Genomic DNA, 18,539 nt, shown 5'->3' with positions numbered 1-18,539 from the left:
CGGTTGCCGCATGACCTACGGGCAGTACACACCGCCGAAGAAGTCGAAGGCCTGGCTCTGGATCACGCTGGCGCTGGTCTTCGTCCTGATCGCGGGCGGTGTCGCGTTCACCGGCTTCGTGACGCCGGGCTTCTTCAAGGCCAAGGCCGACACCACCTCGCGCGCGACTCCGGAGCAACTGAGCCAGTCGTTCGTGAACGGCGTCGGCGAAGGTCGCCTCAGCTCGCTCTGGTGCCCGATCCGCTCGAAGCGGTCCTACACCTCCGAGCAGGTCATGGCCGTCTCCGACGGCGCACAGCTCAGCACGCCCGCGCACCAGCGTGCGCCGCAGGAGTACTCGGCCGCGCTCGCCACCGGCGGCCAGACCGTCGGGATCGCGATGATCCCCGGCGAAGGCGGCTGGTGCGTGCGCGACGCCAAGATCGGCGGCGAGCCCGAGCCGCTGCCGGGCCTCGAGACGAAGCCGTCACCGCGGCCCGACGTCAAGACCGGGGAAGAGGCCGGGAACAAGTTCGTCGACGCGATCAATGCGCGCGACATCCCGGCGGCGTTGTCCGTGCTGTGCGAGCAGGTTCCCGACACGACCCGTGACGGCGTGCAGCAGATCATCCACGGCGAGGGGCGGTACACCGTGGACACCGCCGACGTGCTGACCACCGCGAAGCAGACGATCCTGCACCTCACCGGCGACGTCGACGGCGTCCGGAATCCCGGCCGGATCGAGACCGAGGACGACGCCGAGGGCGGCCCCTGCGTGGCTTCTTTTTCACCCGACTCCGACTGAGCTCGCACCGATCCTTCGTCTGGGGGATGCTCGGAGCGCGGCGCTGGGCCAAGATGAGCCCATTGGCGGGGCGTCAACACCGGGCGAGCAGCAGGAGGCACCGTGGCCGATCAGGACTCCTTCGACTACGTGATCGTCGGCGCGGGCAGCGCGGGATGCGTACTGGCGAACCGGCTGAGCGAGGATCCGTCGGCGCGGGTGCTCCTGCTCGAAGCCGGCGGCGAGGACGACGCCGACGAGATCCACATCCCCGCCGCGTTCCCCGGCCTGTTCAAGACCAAGTGGGACTGGAACTACGAGACGGTCGAGCAGAAGCACACCGGCAAGACGCTGTACTGGCCGCGCGGGAAGACGCTCGGCGGCTGTTCGTCGATCAACGCGATGATCTACATCCGCGGCAACCGCGCGGACTACGACGGCTGGCGTGACGGGCACGGCGCCGAGGGCTGGGGTTTCGACGACGTCCTGCCGTACTTCAAACGGGCGGAAGGCAACCAGCGGCTCGGCGGGCCGCTGCACGGCACCGACGGCCCGTTGAACGTCGAGGACCGTCGCTTCACGCACGAGCTGTCCCTCGCCTGGGTGGATTCCGCGGTCGCCTGGGGACTCAAACGCACGGACGACTTCAACGGCGAGTCACAGGAAGGCGCCGGCGTCTACCAGGTGACGTGCAAGAAGGGCCGCCGCTGGTCGACGGCCGACGCGTACCTGCGGCCCGCCCTGTCGCGGCCGAACCTCACCGTGCGGACCAACGCCCAAGCGACCCGCGTCGTCTTCGAAGGCACGCGCGCCGTCGGTGTGTCCTATTTGGACAGGGGCGTCGAGACGACGGTGCGCGCGTCGACGGAGGTCCTGCTGAGCGGCGGCGCGGTGAACTCGCCGCAACTGCTGATGCTCTCCGGCGTCGGCCCGGCGGAACACCTGCGGGAGCACGGGATCGACGTCGTGGCGGCGCTTCCCGGTGTCGGCGACAACCTGCATGACCACCCCGCCTGCGGGATCATCTGGTCGACCCGCGGCACCACCGATCTCGTGGACGCGGCGACGCCGGGCGGTCTGGTGCGCTATCAGCTCACCAAACGCGGCCCGCTGGCTTCGAACATCGGCGAGGCTGGGGCGTTCTTCCCCGCCGCGGACGGTGCCTCGCCGCCGGACATGCAGATCCACGTCGCGCCGACGTTGTTCTACGACAACGGAATGCGCGAGCCGACGGTGCCGGGCTTCACGTCGGCAGCGACCCTGGTGGACGTCGCGAGCCGGGGCCGTCTGCGGCTGAAGTCGTCGAATCCGATGTGGAAGCCCGAAATCGACCCGGCCTACTACGCCGAATCCGTGGACATGGAGAAGATGCTCGCCGGGATGCGCGCACTGGTGGAGATCGGGAAGTCCGGTCCGCTGGCGCGGTATCTGGACAAGCCGTTCCTGCCGGAGCGCCACGACCTGACCGACAGCGAACTGGCCGACTACGTGCGCGAGAAGACGCAGACGCTGTACCACCCGGTCGGGACCTGCTCGATGGGGACGGGCGAGAACGCCGTCGTCGACCCGTCGCTCAAGGTGCGTGGAGTGGACGGGCTACGGGTGGTGGACGCGTCGGTGATGCCCGTGGTGCCGCGCGGGAACACGAACGCGCCGACGATCATGGTGGCGGAGAAGGCCGCGGACCTCATCCGGGGCCGCGGCTGAAGGACGCTTTCCCCGCATCAGACGCGGTGAAGGGCGCTTTCCGTGCATCTCATGCGGGGAAAGCGCCCTTCAGCTCAGCGTTTGCCGTGCAGCACGGTAATGAGCTTCGCGACCAGCGCGTCGGTCTTTTCCTTGCGGGAGAACGAGGTCAGCACGATCGGCGCGGTGAACCGCTGCCGCGCGACGGCCTTCGGCCGGGCGAACTCGCGCAGGCCTTCCGGGCCGTGGATCCGGCCGAAGCCCGAGTCGCCGACGCCGCCGAAGGGCAGCGAAGCGATACCGGCGAAGGAAAGCGGCGCGTTGATCGACGTCATGCCGGTGCGTAGCCGTCCGGCGAGTTCGAGGCCGCGCGACTTCGAGAACACCGTCGAGCCGAGGCCGTACTTCGTGTCGTTGGCCTTCTCGACGGCCTCGTCCATGTCGCGGACCTTGGCGATGGTGACGGTCGGGCCGAACGTCTCCTCCTGGACCGCCGCGGAGTCCTCCGGCACGTCGACGAGCACCGTCGGCTGCACGTAGCGGTCGCCGACCGCGTCGACGCCGCCGACCAGCGCCTTCCCGCCGCGTTCGAGGGCGTCCGCGATGTGGCGCTTGATCACCGCGAGCTGCGAAGGCATCGTCACCGGGCCGTACTGCGCGGCCGCGTCCGAGCCTGCCCGCACGTCCTTCGACTTCTCGACGACCTTCGCGACGAACTCGTCGTGCACGCGCTCGTGGACGTACACGCGCTCGACGCCGATGCAGGTCTGGCCCGAGTTGGAGAACGCGCCCCAGACGGTCGCGTCGGCGGCGGCTTCGAGGTCGGCGTCCGCGTCGACCAGGACGGCGTCCTTGCCGCCCGCCTCGATGATGACCGGGGTCAGCGTCTCGGCGGCCGCGGCCATGATCTTCTTGCCCGTGCCGGTCGAACCGGTGAAGGCGATCTTGTCGACGCCTCCCGTGACGAGCGAAGCGCCGGTCTCGCCGAAACCAGTGATCAACTGCAGCACCGGCCACTCCGGGACGACCTCGGCGAAGGCGTCGACCAGCCATTTCCCGACGCCGGGCGTGTACTCGCTCGGCTTGAAGACGACCGTGTTGCCGGCGGCGAGGGCGTACGCGATGGAGCCGAGCGGGGTGAAGACGGGGTAGTTCCACGGGCCGATCACGCCCACGACGCCGAGCGGCTGGTACTCGACCGTCGCCGCCTGGTTCGACATCATCAGCCCGGCCGCACGGCGCTGCTTGCCGAGGATCTTGCGCGCGTGCTTGCCCGCCCACGCGATGTGCTCGATGGCGAGGACGCTCTCCAGCTGCGCGTCGGCGATCGGCTTGCCGGTCTCGTCGCGCACGACCTGGCACAGCTGCGGCAGCCTGCGGGTGATGACGCCCTTCCAGCGGCGCAGGCGTTCGGCGCGGCCGTCGTAGCCGAGCCCGGCCCACCATTCGGCGGCGTCCTTCGCGCGGGCGATGGCGGCGCGGACGTCCTCCCTGGTGTGCACCGGGTAGGTGCCCACGACCTCGTCGGTCGCCGGGCTGAGGGAATCGAAGGTCTCCCCCACGCTGTGCGCGGTCGGCTTCGGCTGGACTGCGGTCATCGACTTCTCCCGTGTCTCGGCTCAAAGCCCAGGCTACGACGTTACTGACGGCGTGCCAATAGCTCGCCTGGGGCGTGCCACCAGCATCGCACAGGAGACGAGGGCCGCAAGGACACCGAGAAGCGGGGCCAGCCGGACCGGCAGTATCCCGATCGCCAGCGAGCCCAGCCCGAAGCCCGACGCCTGCACGGTGAAGGCCAGCGAGAAGCCCTCCGACCGGCGGCGTTCGGGCAGCAGCTTCTGCAGGTTGACCGACGAGACGGCCATCAGCGGACCGGTGCAGAGGCCGATCAGCGCGACCCCGCCGAGCAGTCCGGCCCAGCCGAAGCCCGCCGAAACCACGATCCCGCCGAGCACGAAACCGGCGAGGAACAGCCGCGGATCGCCTTCCTTCCCCCGCGCCGCGTACACTGCGCTCCCGGTGATGCTCGCGGCGCACAGCACGACGATGACGATCGACGTCGCCGAATCGGGGGCGCCGAGGCGCTGGACGAGCGGCAGCAGGCCGACCTCGATGGTCGAGAGCAGGAGCCCGACGGTGAACAACCCCGCCAGCCAGGGCACACAGGCGGCGACCGGGATCCGCTGACGCTCGACTGTCCTTTGTGGAGCAACGCGAACAGTGCGGTGCGGCACGAGCAGGGCCGCGAGCAGGGCGACGACGGCCATCGCGAGGACCGGGACGACCGGCCCGGACGTCGCCAGGAGCGCCACCAGCAGCGGGCCGCCGACGATGACGCCTTCGAGGATCATCGCGTCGATCGAAACCGCCCTCGGCAACTCGTCCTCGGTCACCGTCCCGGCCAACAGTGTCCGGAAGCCGCCGTTCAACCCACCCGCGACCAGCCCCGGCGGGATCGCCAGCGCGAGCAGCGCCCAGTCCGGGGCTCCGGCCGAAGCGACCGCGGCCAGCAGGAACAGTCCCGCGGCGACCAGCGGAAGCAGCACGACGAGACCGCGCGCGGGTCCGACGCGGTCGAGCAGCCGCCCGGTCGGCACGGCGCCGACCATCTCGGCGGCGACGAACACGGCCATCATGATCCCGCCGAGCCGGTACGAACCGGTGGCCGCGGTGGTCAGCACGGTGAAGGCCAGCGGCGCCATCGTGGCGGGCAGCCGGTTCAGCTGGACCCCCGCCGACCAGCGCCAATACCCGGAATTACGCAGCAACGTCATGCCACGAACACTGCCGAACCCGGTCTGGTCGAACCATTGATTAGGGAATAGCCTAATCCGATGATCGAGCTGGTCCTGACCGCCGAGAGTGCCAACCGCGTCCGCTTCGGCATCTCCCCGCTCGACGAGACCATGGGCGCGATGCAGACGCTGCTCGGACGGCGCGGGCATCCGAGTCATCTGCCGTGGCTGCGCGAGGCCGCCGCGAAACTGCCGGACCTGCCCATCGACGGTTTCGCGAAGGTGATGAGCGCGCGGCACTACATCACCGATTTCCTCAGCCCGCCGCCGAGCGGCCCGGAGACCACCGCGTCCGCCCAGCTCGCCGAAATCCGCCGCACATCGCCGGAGCAGGTCGCACATGAACTGTCCAAAGTGGACGCCGACCTGAGCGGGCTGCCGGAAGATCCCGCCGAGGCAAGGGATCTGCTGGCGAGCCAGATGGAGATCGCCTGGACCGAACTGGTCGAGCCGCATTGGCCCCGGATGCGCCGCTTCCTCGTCGCCGACATCGAGGAACGCTCGCGACGCCTGGCCGCCGGCGGTATCGCGCTGGTACTCGAAGACATCCACCCGCGCGTGCGGCTCGTCGGCGACGTCCTGGTGATCGAGATGAAGGAACGCGGCCGCGTCCACCTCGACCGGCGCGGGCTGCTGCTGATCCCCGGCGTCTTCGCGTGGCCTTCGGTCGGGGTGATCACGATGGAGCCGTGGCAGCCTTCGCTGCTGTACCCGGCTCGCGGAGTGGCCGAACTCTGGTCGGACCCCGAACAGCCGCCCGGCGCGCTCGCGGGAGTACTCGGCAGGACGAAGGCCGCGCTGCTCACGACCCTCAACGAACCCGCGAGCACCACCGAACTGGCGCGCAGGCTGGGCTTCTCCCCACCGACGGTCTCACAGCATCTGACCGCGATGCACGCGGCGGGCCTGCTCGAGACGCGGCGCCGCGGCCGCGAAGTGCGCTATCTGCGCACCGAACTTGGCGACGCCCTGCTCCGGGCATAGGCTGGAATCGAGCTACCGCGAAGGAGAACACCGATGCGCATTGTCCATTTTGGACACGCTTGCACCCTTCTGGAGACCGAGGGCGCGCGGATCCTGATCGACCCCGGCACCTTCTCGGCGGGCTTCGAAGGCGAGCGTGAGCTGGACGCCATCCTGATCACCCACCAGCATTTCGACCACCTCGACCTGGACAGGCTGCCCGCGCTGCTGGCGGCGAACCCCGGCGTGCGGCTGATCGTCGACCCCGGTTCCGCCGAGGCCGTGGGGAAGCTCGGCACCGAGTTCCAGATCGCGAACCCCGGCGACGCCTGGGAAATCGGGTCCAGCAGCATCAACGTGGTCGGGGGTGAGCACGCGGTGATCCACGAGGAGATCCCGGTGATCCCGAACGTCGGCTACCTCGTCGACCACGGCGTCTTCTACCACCCGGGCGACTCGTTCTTCGTACCGGAACAGAAGATCGACGTCCTCGGTCTGCCTACCGGCGCCCCGTGGCTCAAGGCCGGCGAGGCCGTCGACTACCTGCGTGCGGTGTCGCCGCGCCTCGCCGTGCCGATCCACGAAGCCGTCCTCGCGCGGCCGCAGATGCACTACGGCCTGTTCACCAACCTCGCCCCGGAAGGCACCGAGGTGAAGGTGCTCGACGTCGGGGAGCCGGTGAAGCTTTAGCGGTAGGCCAGTACGCGAGGCGTTGCGAAAGCCACTTTCGCAACGTTGAAGGTTGCGAAAGTGGCTTTCGCAACGCGCTCTTCAGCTCCGGTAGGCGAGTTTCCGTACCAGGATCTCCGCAGGTCCCCGATACGCCCGGCGGTGCATCAGGTACGCGACCACGACCGTCAGCAGCCACACGCCGAGCCCGCACGCGGCCGCCACGAACGTGTCACCGCCGAGCCCCAGCATGAACGGCGGCGCCAGGATCAGCCACGCCACCGACTGGAACAGGTACGCGCTCAGCGTGCGCTGGCCGAGGGCGGAGATCGCGGTGACCACGACGCCTCGGCGCTTCGTGCCGACCGTCATGCCGACGAGGCCGAACAGGCTGATGTACCCGATCGCGCCGAACAGACCGGCTCCTTCGTACATCAGCTTGGCGAGCCCGGCGGTCTCCTCGTCCAGGTCGACGTAGGCGCCGGCGAACAGGCCCATCGGCAACGCGCCCGCGATCGCGACGCCGAAGCCGCCGAACAGGCCGAAGAGGAGAACCTTGCGCTTCGGCTCCTCCAGGAGGCGCTTCTTCGCGGCCCAGGCACCTACCCAGACGAAAAGGATCGACGACAGCAGGATCGCCGTGGTCATCGGCCATTCCGTGAGCCTCTCCCGCACCGCGTCGCCGTAGGTCGGCGCCAGGGAAGACGGATCCTCGACCGAGGGGAACGGCGCCTCGCCGCCGGTGTTCCCGCTGAGCACCAGGTACATCAGCACGGCGAGGTAGCAAACGCCGAAACCCAGGTACAGCACCGGAATCCGATAGAATCCCTTGCCGCGCCTCAAAAGCAGCAGGGCGAACACCACGCCGATCACGCCGTACGCGCCGAGCACGTCGCCGGAGAAGAACAGCACCCCGTCGACGGCGCCGAAAACCAGCAGCCACGCGTGACGGCGGAGCAGGACGCCACGCGTCCGCGGCCACGGCTGCCCCAGCGCCTCTTGGCGGTCGGCGAACTGCACCATCCCGTAGCCGAGCATCATGCCGAACAGCGGCAGCGCGCACGCGTGGACGAGCACGAACAGCAGCACGAAGTACGGCCGTTCCAGGCCCTGCGGCGTCTGGTCCACGCCCGGCGTGTTGCCGAGGAAGATGCTCGCGGTATGCGCCAGCGCGACCAGCAAGAGCGCGAAACCCCTGGCCAGGTCCGGTGCGAGCACACGCTCGCCCGTCGGTGTCGATGTCATGGATCCCCCTTTAGTATCCAACGTACACTAATTAATGTCCGACGGATACTAAAGGCGGAGGAGGTTACTTGTCAGCCGGCGCCGACGAGAGCGGCGATGCCGTCGAGTACGACTTCGAGACCGAAGTCGAAGTCGGAATTCTGTTCGGAGCCACCGAGTCCTGAGGTCAGGAAACCCGCGGCGTCGGGGAAACGCTCGGGATCGACCAGCTCGGCGAGACCTTTGCCGTAGGCCTGTTCAGCCTGCTCCTGGCTCAACCCGCTGCCCTTCCTGCCCTCGGCGAGTTGGATGGCCTGCGCGCAAGCGAGGCGGACGTAGCCGCCGACGAGCACCAGGATCCCGCCCTTGGTGCCCCAGTCGAGACCGGTGTCCCGCAGCGTGCGCAGGATCGCGTCCATCCAGGCGACCGCGTGCGGCCCGGCCGGAGGGCCGGTGAGCGGCAGCTCGACCAGCCACGGGTGCTTCATCAGGACATCGCGGTTGGCCTCGGCCAACGTGGTCAGCTCGGCCCGCCAATCACCGGTGGGCTCCACCGTCGGCGGATCGCCGATGGCGAAATCGGCCATCAGCTCCAGCAGCTCCGCCTTCGAACCGATGTGGCGGTACAGGGACATCTTCGTGACGCCCAGATCCTTCGCCACGCTCGCCAGCGTCACGTTCGCGACGCCTTCGCGATCGGCGAGGTCCACCGCGGCCGCCACGACGCTGTCGATGTCGAGCACGGACGGCCTGCCGCGCGTCGGGCGTTCCGACCGCCGCCAGAGCCGCATCAGCGTCGCCGGTGCGTCACCCTCGTCGGTCATCCCGACAATTTAACCCGCGTTCGCGAGAGCGAGCCGTAGGTGGTTCCGAAAGCGCGGTTCTCCAGCGAGACGTCGACGGCGTCGAGGAACGCCTGCCGCAGCCCCGGCCGGGCGAGGTCCGCGGCGTCGATACCGAGCCGGACGAGCCCGCCGCGGCGCGCGGCCCTGGCGGCGGCCAGCACCAGCGCGAAACACCGGACGGTCTCCGTCCGGTGCGACGGCCCGCCGAACTCCTGCACCCTGGCGCGCTGGACCTCGCCGGAAACCAGGTCCCGCACCGAGGCCAGGTCCGCGCACAGCCTGAACCCGTGCTCGCGCAGGGCCTGGAAGGTGCCTTCCGACGCGATCCAGCGCGGCGGCGCGAACCCGTCGACGGCCATGCCGTTGACGTCGAGCGCCGCCTTCGCCGCGATGAGCCGCAGCCGCGCCTCGTGCGCGGGAAGAGCCGCGAACTCGGCGCGTTTGCCCAGGTAGACGGCGCGATGGGTGGGCGGTACCTGGTGGTCGTAACCGTGGAGGAGGACGGAGTCGCCCTGGGCGCGGCGCGTCCTGACCCACTCGGTCACGGGGCCCTCGCCGGTGCGAGCGGCGTAGAGCACGGACAACGGGACCCTGCGCCGGTCGAGTTCGGCCGCGAGATCGGCACAGCGGTGCAACGTCCGGGTGGTCACGCCGGACAGGGAAACCAGCAAACGTGCATCCACCCCACCAGTGAGCCAGCCGGGGCTTTCGGCGGACTGACGTCGGAGTGAACTCCGCAGGTCAGGCGGGCCAATCCTGCAGCGACCGGCCGGTGATGCGTTCGTACGACTCGATGTACCTCGCCCGCGTGGCGGCGACGATGTCCTCGGGCAGGGGTGGTGACCCCGGTCTGTCCCGGCGATGCCAGCCGGACGCGGGACTGGTGAGCCAGTCCCGCAGGGGCTGCTTGTCGAACGACGGCTGCGGGCTGTCCGGCGCGTAACCACCGGCGGGCCAGTAGCGCGAGGAATCCGGGGTCAGGACCTCGTCGGCGAGCACGAGGTTCCCCTCGCGGTCGATACCGAATTCGAGCTTCGTGTCCGCGAGCAGGATGCCGCGTTCGGCGGCGAACTCCGCGCCGCGGCGGTACACCGCCAGCGTCGCCTCGCGGACCTCCTCGGCCCGTTCGCGGCCGAGTTGCCCGACGACGTCGGAGAAGGCGATGTTCTCGTCGTGCGAGCCGCGGTCGGCCTTCGTCGCGGGAGTGAAGATCGGTTCGGGGAGCCGGGACGACTCGGTCAGGCCAGGGGGGAGTTCGACCCCGCAAACCCTGCCGCACGCGCGATAATCGGCGAGACCGGTACCGGTGAGATACCCGCGGGCGACGGCTTCGAGCGGCAGCATCGCCAGCCGCCGCACCAGCAGCGCGCGGCCGCGGACCTCGGCGGGGATGCGTTCGTCTTCGTAGGAGACCAGGTGGTTGGGGAGGACATCGGAGAGCAGGGAGAACCAGAACACGCTCATCGCGGTGAGCACCCGTCCCTTGTCCGGGATGGGAGTGTCGAAGACGACGTCGCAGGCGGAGATCCGATCCGAAGTGACGAGCAGCAGATGCTCGTCATCGACGGCGTAGAGCTCACGGACCTTGCCGGCGGCGATCTTCGGGTATTCGAGCGTCGTCACGGCTGCACCCTAGCGAGCAAGGATGATGGCTGATCATGCCGATCCACTGCGTTTCGTTCACGACCGACTACGGGCTGAGAGACGGTTTCGTGGCCGCGTGCCACGGCGTGATCGCGCGGATCGCGCCGTCCGTACGGGTGATCGACGTGAGCCACGAGATCCCTCCGCAGCAGGTCAGGACCGGCGCCGAGGTACTCGCCCAGACCGTGCCGTACCTGCCGGAGTCCGTCCATCTCGCCGTCGTGGACCCCGGCGTCGGCACGGCGCGGCGCGGTGTCGTGGTGGTCACCGAGCGCGGAATGCTCGTCGGCCCGGACAACGGACTTCTCATTCCCGCCGCCGAAACACTCACCGGGGTGATAGCGGCGTACGAACTCGCGGCCCCGGAGTACCGCCTTCCGGTGACTTCGTCGACGTTCCACGGGCGCGACGTCTTCGCCCCCGCGGCGGCGCATCTCGCGCTCGGCGTCGCTCCCGAGGAGTTCGGGCCGCGCGTCGACGACCTCGTGCGCCTGCCGGACCCGTTCGTCGCGGTGTTCCCCGGCAAGCTGGTGGCCGAGGTGCTGACGGTCGACCACTTCGGCAACGTCCAACTCGCCGCGAGCCCCGCCGACCTCGAATTGGCCGGGCTGTCCGGCACGGTCGCCGTCAGCAGCGAACACGTCCTGGTGAAAGCGCTGGTCGGCGACACCTTCGGCACGGTGCCGCCGGGCCGGAACGTGCTCTACACCGATTCCGCGGGGCGGCTCGCGGTCGCCGTGAACGGCGGCTCGGCGTCGGATGTGCTCGGGCTGGGACCGGCCCAGGAGTGCACGATCACCTCGTCGCCGACCGACACCTGACCCGGACCGGTCACCGCCATCTTGATCCCGAACGAGACGCCGCCCTCGGGCTCGCGGCGGTAGTCGGCGAGCGACCGGATCGGCTCGGGACCGGCTTTCTTGCCGGTCTCCTGGTCGACCATCGGCACCGTGCAGCGGACGCAGACCTTGGCGTACCCCAGTTCGAGACCGCCGGCGGTGAGCGAGCGGACGTCGTCCTCGCGATGCGGCTCCGGCCACCCCGAGACGACGATGTTGGGCCGGAAGCGATCCATCGGCACGGCCTCGGCGCCGCGCGACGCGATCCGCTCGTTCAGTCCGTCCAAAGAGGACTCGGAGGTCAACAGGATCGCGTGCGCGTCGGCGAACGCCGCGGTGCCCGGGATCTCGCCGTTGGTGACGCGTTCGTGCTCCGGCGCGAGCCCGACGAACACCGACGGCAGGCCGAGGACGGCGGAGAACCACTCGGCGGCCTCGTCACCCTGGTGGACGCCCTTGCCCTGCCAGGTGAACGTCGCGGCGGGCTGCCGCGGCCCGTCCGCGACCGTCTCGACCAGGAGATCTTCGACGCCGGGAGCGGCGAGCCGCAGACGGGTGCCGTCGTCCAGCACCTCGGCCCGGATCGAGGCCATCACCGGATGCTTCCGCTGGCTGCGGAACTCGCCCTCCGGGGAGACGACCATCCAGGCACGGTCGAACCTCAAACCCGCCGGGGTGACGTCGGCCGTTTCGACCGACGTCCCGGCGCAGCCCTTGACCGGGTAATAGACCAGCTTCGCCACTCTCGCCATAGCCGCAGGTTAGCGAGTCAGGTCTCGTGAGTGGTAAGGACGGTTAGAACCGTCATTGCCGCTCACGAGCCCCACGACCACCGCCGCTGGCTCAGAGCACCTGCGACAGGAACCTTTGCAAACGCTCGCTCCGCGGAGCGTCGAAGATCGCCTCCGGAGCGCCCTGTTCGACGATCTTCCCGTCGTCCATGAACGCGACCTCGTCGGCGACGCCGCGGGCGAAACCCATCTCGTGGGTGACCACGAGCAGGGTCAGGCCGCGCTCGGCCAGCCCAGCCATCAGGGTGAGGACGCCCTTGACCAGCTCCGGGTCCAGCGCACTGGTCGCCTCGTCGAACAGCATGACCTCGGGCTCCATGGCGAGCGCCCGCGCGATCGCGACCCGCTGCTGCTGCCCGCCCGAGAGCGCGCTCGGCCGGTACGGCGCCTTGTCGGCGAGGCCGACCTCGGCGAGCCGGGCGTGCGCGATCTCCGCGGCCTCCGCCTTGCCGAGCTTCCGGACGCTGCGCAGCGGCAGCGTGATGTTGTCCAGCACGCTGCGGTGCCCGAACAGGTTGAAGTGCTGGAACACCATCCCGACCCGCTGGCGCAGCGCGTCCGGGTCGGACGAGATGACGCTCTCGCCGCCCAGCAGCAGGTCTCCCGAGTCGGGCTCCTGGAGGCGGTTCACACAGCGCAGCAGCGTCGACTTGCCGGAGCCGGACGGGCCGATGATGCAGGTCGTGCGACCCTTCTCGACCTTGAGGTTCACGCCCTTCAGCACTTCGAGGGTGCCGAAGGAGACGTGGATGTCGCGGAGTTCGACGCTGGAGGAACGTACGGCGGTCGTCATGACATCGGCACCTTTCCGGCGTTCAGCAGTTCCGTCGTGCCGCCGTCGTCGTCGACCCGGATCTTCTTGCCGGTGCGCAGCTTCTTGTCGATGTAGTTGACCAGATGCGTCAGCGGCACGGTGATCACCAGGTACACCGCGCCCGCCGCGACCAGCGGCGACAGGTTGCCGGTGTTCGCCGCGAGGTCCTGCCCGATGCGGAACAGGTCGCGCTGCTCGGCGAGGAAGCCGAGGAAGTACACGAGGCTGGAGTCCTTGACCAGCGCGATGAACTGGTTCACCAGCGCGGGCAGCACGCGCCGCACGCCCTGCGGGATGACGACGAGCGTCATCGCCTTGGTGTAGCTCATGCCCAGCGCGCGGCTGGCCTCCATCTGTCCTTTTTCGACACTCTGGATACCGGCGCGGAAAATCTCGCCGATGTAGGCGGCCGCGATCAGGCTCAGCGCCAGAATGCCCAGGGGGTACGGATTCCGGGACAGCGACGGGATCAGGATCCCGCCGCCCTGGCCGATCACCAGGATGGTCAGGATCGCGGGCAGGCCGCGGAAGATGTCCGTGTACACCCGGGCGGGCCAGCGCAGCCACGCCTTGCTGGACAGGCCCATGGTGGCCAGCAGCATGCCGAGCACGGTGCCGATCAGCGCCGAGAACACCGACAGGATCAGCGTGTTCAGCAGGCCGGTCCCGAGGAGGTCCGGGAAGACCTCCCAGATGTACTCCCAGTTCAGAAAGGTGTTGAGGAAGTCGTCCACTTACTTCTGCCCGGCCTTGAACTCCGCGGGCACCGGCGCGTTCGGCTCGAACCGCTGGTGCACCTTTTCCCATGTCCCGTCGGCGATGACCGCCTTGAGCCCGGCGTTGATCTTGCCCGCCAGCTCGGTGTTGCCCTTCTTGACCGCGAAGCCGTGCGGGATCGTAGTCGTGATCGCCTTGACCACCTTGAGCTTCGCGTCCGGGTTCTTCGCCGCGTAGTCCTCGGCGGTCGCTTGGTCGAAGATCGCGCCGTCGATCGCGCCCGATTTGAGCGCGGCCAGCGTCGCGGCGTCCTGCGGGAACTTGACGGCCTGCGCGGTGGGCGCGTTGGCCGCCAGCCAGCTGTCCGACACCGTGCCCTGCACGACCCCGATCCGCTTGCCCGCCAAGGAGTTCTCGTCGGTGATACCGGCGCCCTCGCGGGCCTCGATGCCGAGCGACTGGTAGTTGTACGGCGCCGAGAAGTCGACGGTCTTGCGGCGTTCGTCGGTCTGCGAGATCCCCGAACTGCCGATGTCGAACTTGCCGTTGGCGACCTGGCTCAGCAGGGTCGAGAACTCCGTGGAGACGAACTCGAGTTTCAGGTTCTGGTGCGCGGCGATGGCCTTCAGCAGCTCGTTGTCGAACCCGGTGAACACGCCGTTTTCCTGATAGGCGTTGGGTTTCGAGTCGCTGAGCGTGCCGACGCGCAAGGTGCCGGCAGTGGCGCTCTCACCGCCGCCGCACGCCGCCAGCACCGCCACGAGGACGGCGCCGACAGCGGCGGCGAGTGACTTCTTCATCGTGATCCTCACGCCTTGAACTGGTCCGGGACCGGGGCCGTCGGCAGGAACTTCTCGTGCAGCTTGACCCAGGTGCCGTCGGCGATGACCTGCTTCAGGCCCTCGTTGATCTTGGTGAGCAGCTCGCTGTTGCCCTTCTTCACCGCGAAGCCGTGGGGCACGTCGGTGGTGAAGGACTTGACGACCTTGAGCTTCGCGTCGGTGCTCTCCTTGACGTTCGTCTCGGCGATCGCCTGGTCGAGGATGTAGGCGTCGACGGCGCCGCTCTTGAGCGCGGCCAGCGCCGGCGCGTACCCCGGGAAGCGCACGGCCTGCGCGTCGGGCACCGTCGAGGTGAGCCACTTGTCGCCGACGGTCGCCTGGATGACCGCGACCCGCTTGCCGGACAGGCCCTTCTCCTCGGTGATCGGCGAGCCGTCCTTGGTCTGGATGCTCATGACCTCGAAGTTGTACGGGCTGGAGAAGTCGACGTTCTTCTTGCGCTCGTCGGTCTGCGCGATGGCCGAGCTGCCGATGTCGAACTGGTTGTTCGCGACCTGGCCCAGCAGCGAGGAGAAGTCGGTCGAGGCGAACTCGAGCTTCAGGTTCTGCTTGGCGGCGATGGCCTTCAGCAGCTCGTTGTCGAAGCCGGTGTAGTTGCCGTTCTCGACGTAGATGTTCGGCGGCGCGTCGCTCAGCGTCCCGACGCGCAGGGTCTTCTCGGTGGCGGACTCGCCGCCACCGCAAGCGGCCAGCACGGCGACGAGGCCGGCGGCCAGCGTGGCGAGCAGCGTCTTCTTCATGGTTTTCAAATCCCCGCGTTCTGGACAGGCAGGCCGGGGCCGCCCTTTTCGAGTTCCTTGGGCAGCGGCTCGGTCTTGAAGAACTGAGCGTGCAGGCGGGCGACGGTGCCGTCCGCCACGGCCTTCGCGAGGCCGTCGTTGAGCTTCTTCAGCAGTTCCTTGTTGTCCTTGCGGACGGCGAACGCGGACGGCGTGTCCTTGGTCTCGACGGTGTAGCCGAACTCCAGCGGCACGTCCGGGTTCTGGTCGATGTACTTCTGCCCGATGTCCTTCGGTACGACCCACCCGTCCAGGCTGCCCGCTTTCAGCTGGGCGAAACCGGCGTTGTAGTCGGGGAAGCGCACGACGTTGGCGCCCGGGACCTTGCCGGTGGCGAAGTCGTCCTGCACCGACGCCTGCACGACGCCGAGCCGCTTGCCGCTGAAGGCGCCGACGTCCTTGAGGGACGCGCCCTTCTTCGTGAGGATCGTGGTGAACCCGGTGCTGTAGCCGTTGCTGAACGCGACGGTCTTCTTGCGGGCCTCGGTGGTGGAGATGGTGGAGCTGCCGATGTCGAACTTGTTGGAGGCGACGGCGGCGAGCAGGCCGGCGAACTCGGTGCCGACGAACTCGACCTCGAAGCCCTCGCGCTTCGCGATGTCGCGCAGCAGTTCGTTGTCGTAGCCGGTGAAGGTGCCGTTCTCCAGGTAGATGGACGGCGGCGCGTCGGTCAGGGTGCCGACCCGCAGCTTCTGGCCGGTCGTGCTCGCGTCACCGGAGCCGCAGGCGGCGAGGGCGAGGGTGGCCGCTCCGGCCGTGACGACGGCGACGAATTTCGACAGCGTGGATCTCATCGCTTCTTCCGTGGGTTCGGCGCGCAAGGCGCGATACAAACACGCCAGGCCGCCTCATGGGCGGCCTGGCGCTCCGGGTTCAGCGATCGAGATTAGGCATTTCGCCCGATCGAGTAACTTCGTCTCACTCTGTGAACACCCCGCGGTGGGGCTGCTCACAGGTCAGAGGATCGGTGCCGGCGAGTAGTTCACCGCCTCCGGGAAACGCTCCAGGATGCCCTCGACGCGGGCCGCGATCGCGGCCACCTGACGGGGCGCGACACCGGTGAACGAGATCCGGTCCGCGAGGAGTTTGTCCAGCTCACCACGGTCGAGCGGGATGCGCTCGTCGGCGGCGAGCCGGTCGAGGAGGTCGTTCTCCGCCAGCCCCTGCTCCCGCATCGCGAGCGCGACGCCGACGGCGTTCTCCTTGATCGCCTCGTGAGCGGTTTCACGCCCGACGCCCGCGCGGACCGAGGCCATGAGCACCTTGGTCGTGGCGAGGAACGGCAGATAGCGATCGAGCTCACGTCCGATGACCGCCGGGAAGGCGCCGAATTCGGCCAGCACGGTGAGGAAGGTCTCCAGCAGGCCGTCGAGCGCGAAGAACGCGTCGGGCAGCGCGACCCGTCGGACGACGGAGTCGGACACGTCGCCTTCATTCCACTGGTCCCCGGCGAGCTCGCCGATCATCGACAGGTAGCCGCGCAGGATGACGGCGAGCCCGTTGACGCGCTCGCACGAACGGGTGTTCATTTTGTGCGGCATCGCCGACGAGCCGACCTGCCCGGGCTTGAAGCCTTCGGTGACCAGCTCGTGGCCCGCCATCAGGCGGATGGTCTTCGCGAGGCTCGACGGGGCGGCCGCGAGCTGGACGACGGTGGACAGCACGTCGAAATCGAGCGAGCGCGGGTACACCTGGCCGACGCTGGTGAACACGTTCTCGAAGCCGAGGTGGGCCGCGACCCGCGACTCCAGTTCATCCAAAGTGGACTCGTCGCCGAGCAGGTCGAGCATGTCCTGCGCGGTGCCGACCGGGCCCTTGATCCCACGCAGCGGGTAGCGGCCGATGAGGTTTTCGAGCCGGTCGAAGGCGACCAGCAGTTCGTCCGCGGCGGTGGCGAAGCGCTTGCCCAGCGTCGTCGCCTGCGCGGCGACGTTGTGCGAACGGCCCGCCATCACCGTGTCGGAGTGCTCGACCGCGATCGCGGCGAGCCGGGCCAGCACCGCGCCGACGCGGCCGCGCACCAGCTCCAGCGAACGCAGCACCTGCAGCTGCTCGACGTTTTCGGTGAGGTCTCGCGACGTCATGCCCTTGTGGACGTGCTCGTGCCCGGCGAGCGCGTTGAACTCCTCGATGCGGGCCTTCACGTCGTGCCGGGTGACCCGCTCGCGCGCGGCGATCGAGTCGAGGTCGACCTGCTCCAGCACGCGTTCGTAGTCGGCGACGACACCGTCCGGCACCTCGACGCCGAGGTCGGCCTGCGCGCGGAGCACGGCGAGCCAGAGCTCACGCTCCAGCACGACCTTGCGTTCCGGGGACCACAGTTCGACCAGCTCAGGCGAGGCGTAGCGGCCGGCGAGCACGTTGGGGATGCGGGGCTTGTCCGTCACGCGGCCAGACTAGGCCGTGTCCTGTAAGTCTGTTCGATGGGCTTCGTGATCCAGGTGGTTCTTGACGGTGCGGGCGGGCCGGCCTCGTACCGGGTCGTACTCGGCCGAGCCCGCCCGTGCCGTCAGGGAGCGCCTGGGCGCGAAGACCGCGAACATGACTTGCAGGACACGGCCTAACCGGGCGCTAGGCGAGCGCGGCCTGCAGCATCCGGGCGGCGGCGGCGCGCGGCTCCGGGTCGACCTCGATCAGCGCGTTGACCACGGCACCGTCGACCAGGGCGACCAGCCGCTCCAGCTCGGTGCCGTCCACAGGCGTGCCGGAGCGCGCGAAGATCTCGTGCAGCAGTTCGTACAGCTGCGCGGACAGCGTCCGCATCAGTGGCCGAAGATACGGACGACGGCCTGTCCCGACGAGACGTTCGTAGCGCAGGAGGACCGCTTCGGCGTCGGCTTCGCGATCCGGGCGGAGCGGGCCGAGGAGCATGTCCAGCACCAGGTCGACGGTGGCCTCGACGCCGCGGTTGCGGGTCGCCAGCTCGTCGAGGCGCTGCCGCCCGGTCTCCAATTCCACCTTCGCGTGATGTTCCACCGCGGCGGTGACCAGCTCTTCGAGCGAGTCGAAGTAGTACGTCGTCGAGGCCAGCGGCAGCCCCGCGCGTTCGGCGACCGCACGATGCCGCACGGCGTCGAAACCGCCCTCGGCCAGCAGCGACGCGGCGGCCTCGATGAGCTCGGCCCGGCGTCGCTCACCCTTCGGTGTGGTCGCTGCGGCGGTCATGGC

At 69.0% G+C, this 18,539-nt stretch carries 19 protein-coding genes; 5 read left to right on the top strand and 14 right to left on the bottom strand.

Annotation, left to right across the window (positions count from 1 at the left end):
* Window positions 1–10 precede the first annotated feature (10 nt).
* Window positions 11–784 carry a hypothetical protein gene (locus DMH01_RS24895; RefSeq protein WP_125679623.1) on the top strand — a complete coding sequence of 258 codons (774 nt, stop codon included), beginning with the start codon at window positions 11–13 and terminating at the stop codon, window positions 782–784.
* Between the two features lie 102 nt (window positions 785–886).
* The gene (locus DMH01_RS24890) at window positions 887–2,470 is read left to right on the top strand and encodes a GMC family oxidoreductase (RefSeq protein ID WP_125679622.1); all 1,584 of its coding nucleotides are present in this window, start codon (window positions 887–889) and stop codon (window positions 2,468–2,470) included.
* A 74-nt stretch (window positions 2,471–2,544) separates the two neighbouring features.
* On the opposite strand, the gene DMH01_RS24885 is transcribed toward DMH01_RS24890, so the two are convergent.
* Window positions 2,545–4,047, bottom strand: a complete 1,503-nt coding sequence (locus tag DMH01_RS24885) for an aldehyde dehydrogenase family protein (protein ID WP_125679621.1) — start codon at window positions 4,045–4,047, stop codon at window positions 2,545–2,547.
* A 33-nt stretch (window positions 4,048–4,080) separates the two neighbouring features.
* Window positions 4,081–5,223 carry an MFS transporter gene (locus DMH01_RS24880; RefSeq protein ID WP_125679620.1) on the bottom strand — a complete coding sequence of 381 codons (1,143 nt, stop codon included), beginning with the start codon at window positions 5,221–5,223 and terminating at the stop codon, window positions 4,081–4,083.
* Window positions 5,224–5,283: 60 nt separating this feature from the next.
* Between DMH01_RS24880 and DMH01_RS24875 the strand changes: the two genes are divergently transcribed.
* Both DMH01_RS24875 and DMH01_RS24870 read left to right on the top strand, forming a co-directional pair.
* Entirely contained in the window at window positions 5,284–6,228 is a 945-nt protein-coding gene (locus DMH01_RS24875; protein WP_125679619.1) for a DUF5937 family protein, read from the top strand.
* Between the two features lie 33 nt (window positions 6,229–6,261).
* Window positions 6,262–6,897: an MBL fold metallo-hydrolase gene (locus tag DMH01_RS24870; RefSeq protein ID WP_125679618.1), complete on the top strand. Its 636-nt coding sequence runs from the start codon at window positions 6,262–6,264 to the stop codon at window positions 6,895–6,897.
* Window positions 6,898–6,978: 81 nt separating this feature from the next.
* Here the strand turns inward: DMH01_RS24870 and DMH01_RS24865 are convergent, their stop codons facing one another.
* The 4 genes from DMH01_RS24865 to DMH01_RS24850 all read right to left on the bottom strand — a co-directional run bounded on the left by DMH01_RS24865 (window position 6,979) and on the right by DMH01_RS24850 (window position 10,568).
* Window positions 6,979–8,121, bottom strand: coding sequence for a DUF418 domain-containing protein (locus tag DMH01_RS24865; protein WP_125679617.1), 1,143 nt, complete (start codon window positions 8,119–8,121; stop codon window positions 6,979–6,981).
* A 71-nt stretch (window positions 8,122–8,192) separates the two neighbouring features.
* Window positions 8,193–8,924, bottom strand: a complete 732-nt coding sequence (locus DMH01_RS24860) for a TetR/AcrR family transcriptional regulator (protein ID WP_125679616.1) — start codon at window positions 8,922–8,924, stop codon at window positions 8,193–8,195.
* A complete protein-coding gene (locus DMH01_RS24855) occupies window positions 8,921–9,628 on the bottom strand; it encodes a DUF2334 domain-containing protein (protein ID WP_233621655.1) in 708 nt (235 codons plus the stop codon). The genes DMH01_RS24860 and DMH01_RS24855 overlap by 4 nt, the downstream gene beginning before the upstream one ends.
* A 58-nt stretch (window positions 9,629–9,686) precedes the next feature.
* Window positions 9,687–10,568: a phosphoribosylaminoimidazolesuccinocarboxamide synthase gene (locus DMH01_RS24850; protein WP_125679615.1), complete on the bottom strand. Its 882-nt coding sequence runs from the start codon at window positions 10,566–10,568 to the stop codon at window positions 9,687–9,689.
* A gap of 35 nt (window positions 10,569–10,603) precedes the next feature.
* Between DMH01_RS24850 and DMH01_RS24845 the strand changes: the two genes are divergently transcribed.
* Window positions 10,604–11,410, top strand: coding sequence for an S-adenosyl-l-methionine hydroxide adenosyltransferase family protein (locus tag DMH01_RS24845; protein ID WP_125679614.1), 807 nt, complete (start codon window positions 10,604–10,606; stop codon window positions 11,408–11,410).
* Here the strand turns inward: DMH01_RS24845 and DMH01_RS24840 are convergent.
* The 8 genes from DMH01_RS24840 to DMH01_RS24805 all read right to left on the bottom strand — a co-directional run bounded on the left by DMH01_RS24840 (window position 11,293) and on the right by DMH01_RS24805 (window position 18,536).
* Window positions 11,293–12,180, bottom strand: coding sequence for an MOSC domain-containing protein (locus tag DMH01_RS24840; protein WP_199745609.1), 888 nt, complete (start codon window positions 12,178–12,180; stop codon window positions 11,293–11,295). The two genes, DMH01_RS24845 and DMH01_RS24840, sit on opposite strands and share 118 nt — an antisense overlap.
* A gap of 91 nt (window positions 12,181–12,271) precedes the next feature.
* Complete coding sequence (locus DMH01_RS24835) at window positions 12,272–13,012, bottom strand: amino acid ABC transporter ATP-binding protein (protein WP_034312531.1); 741 nt, start codon at window positions 13,010–13,012, stop codon at window positions 12,272–12,274.
* Window positions 13,009–13,767 carry an amino acid ABC transporter permease gene (locus DMH01_RS24830; protein ID WP_125679613.1) on the bottom strand — a complete coding sequence of 253 codons (759 nt, stop codon included), beginning with the start codon at window positions 13,765–13,767 and terminating at the stop codon, window positions 13,009–13,011. Before DMH01_RS24830 ends, DMH01_RS24835 begins: the two co-directional genes overlap by 4 nt.
* Window positions 13,768–14,550, bottom strand: coding sequence for an ABC transporter substrate-binding protein (locus DMH01_RS24825; protein ID WP_125679612.1), 783 nt, complete (start codon window positions 14,548–14,550; stop codon window positions 13,768–13,770).
* Window positions 14,551–14,558: 8 nt separating this feature from the next.
* Window positions 14,559–15,332, bottom strand: a complete 774-nt coding sequence (locus tag DMH01_RS24820) for an ABC transporter substrate-binding protein (RefSeq protein WP_125679611.1) — start codon at window positions 15,330–15,332, stop codon at window positions 14,559–14,561.
* A 5-nt stretch (window positions 15,333–15,337) separates the two neighbouring features.
* The gene (locus DMH01_RS24815; protein ID WP_125679610.1) at window positions 15,338–16,165 is read right to left on the bottom strand and encodes an ABC transporter substrate-binding protein; all 828 of its coding nucleotides are present in this window, start codon (window positions 16,163–16,165) and stop codon (window positions 15,338–15,340) included.
* A 162-nt stretch (window positions 16,166–16,327) separates the two neighbouring features.
* Window positions 16,328–17,758, bottom strand: a complete 1,431-nt coding sequence (gene purB / locus DMH01_RS24810) for an adenylosuccinate lyase (protein ID WP_125679609.1) — start codon at window positions 17,756–17,758, stop codon at window positions 16,328–16,330.
* 184 nt (window positions 17,759–17,942) lie between these two features.
* The gene (locus DMH01_RS24805) at window positions 17,943–18,536 is read right to left on the bottom strand and encodes a TetR/AcrR family transcriptional regulator (protein WP_125679608.1); all 594 of its coding nucleotides are present in this window, start codon (window positions 18,534–18,536) and stop codon (window positions 17,943–17,945) included.
* Window positions 18,537–18,539: the final 3 nt, after the last annotated feature.

This window comes from Amycolatopsis sp. WAC 04182 (genome assembly GCF_003947465.1).
GTDB lineage: Bacteria > Actinomycetota > Actinomycetes > Mycobacteriales > Pseudonocardiaceae > Amycolatopsis.
Note: the sequence above shows the minus strand (reverse complement) of the source record. Positions and strands in the feature narration are given on the sequence as shown.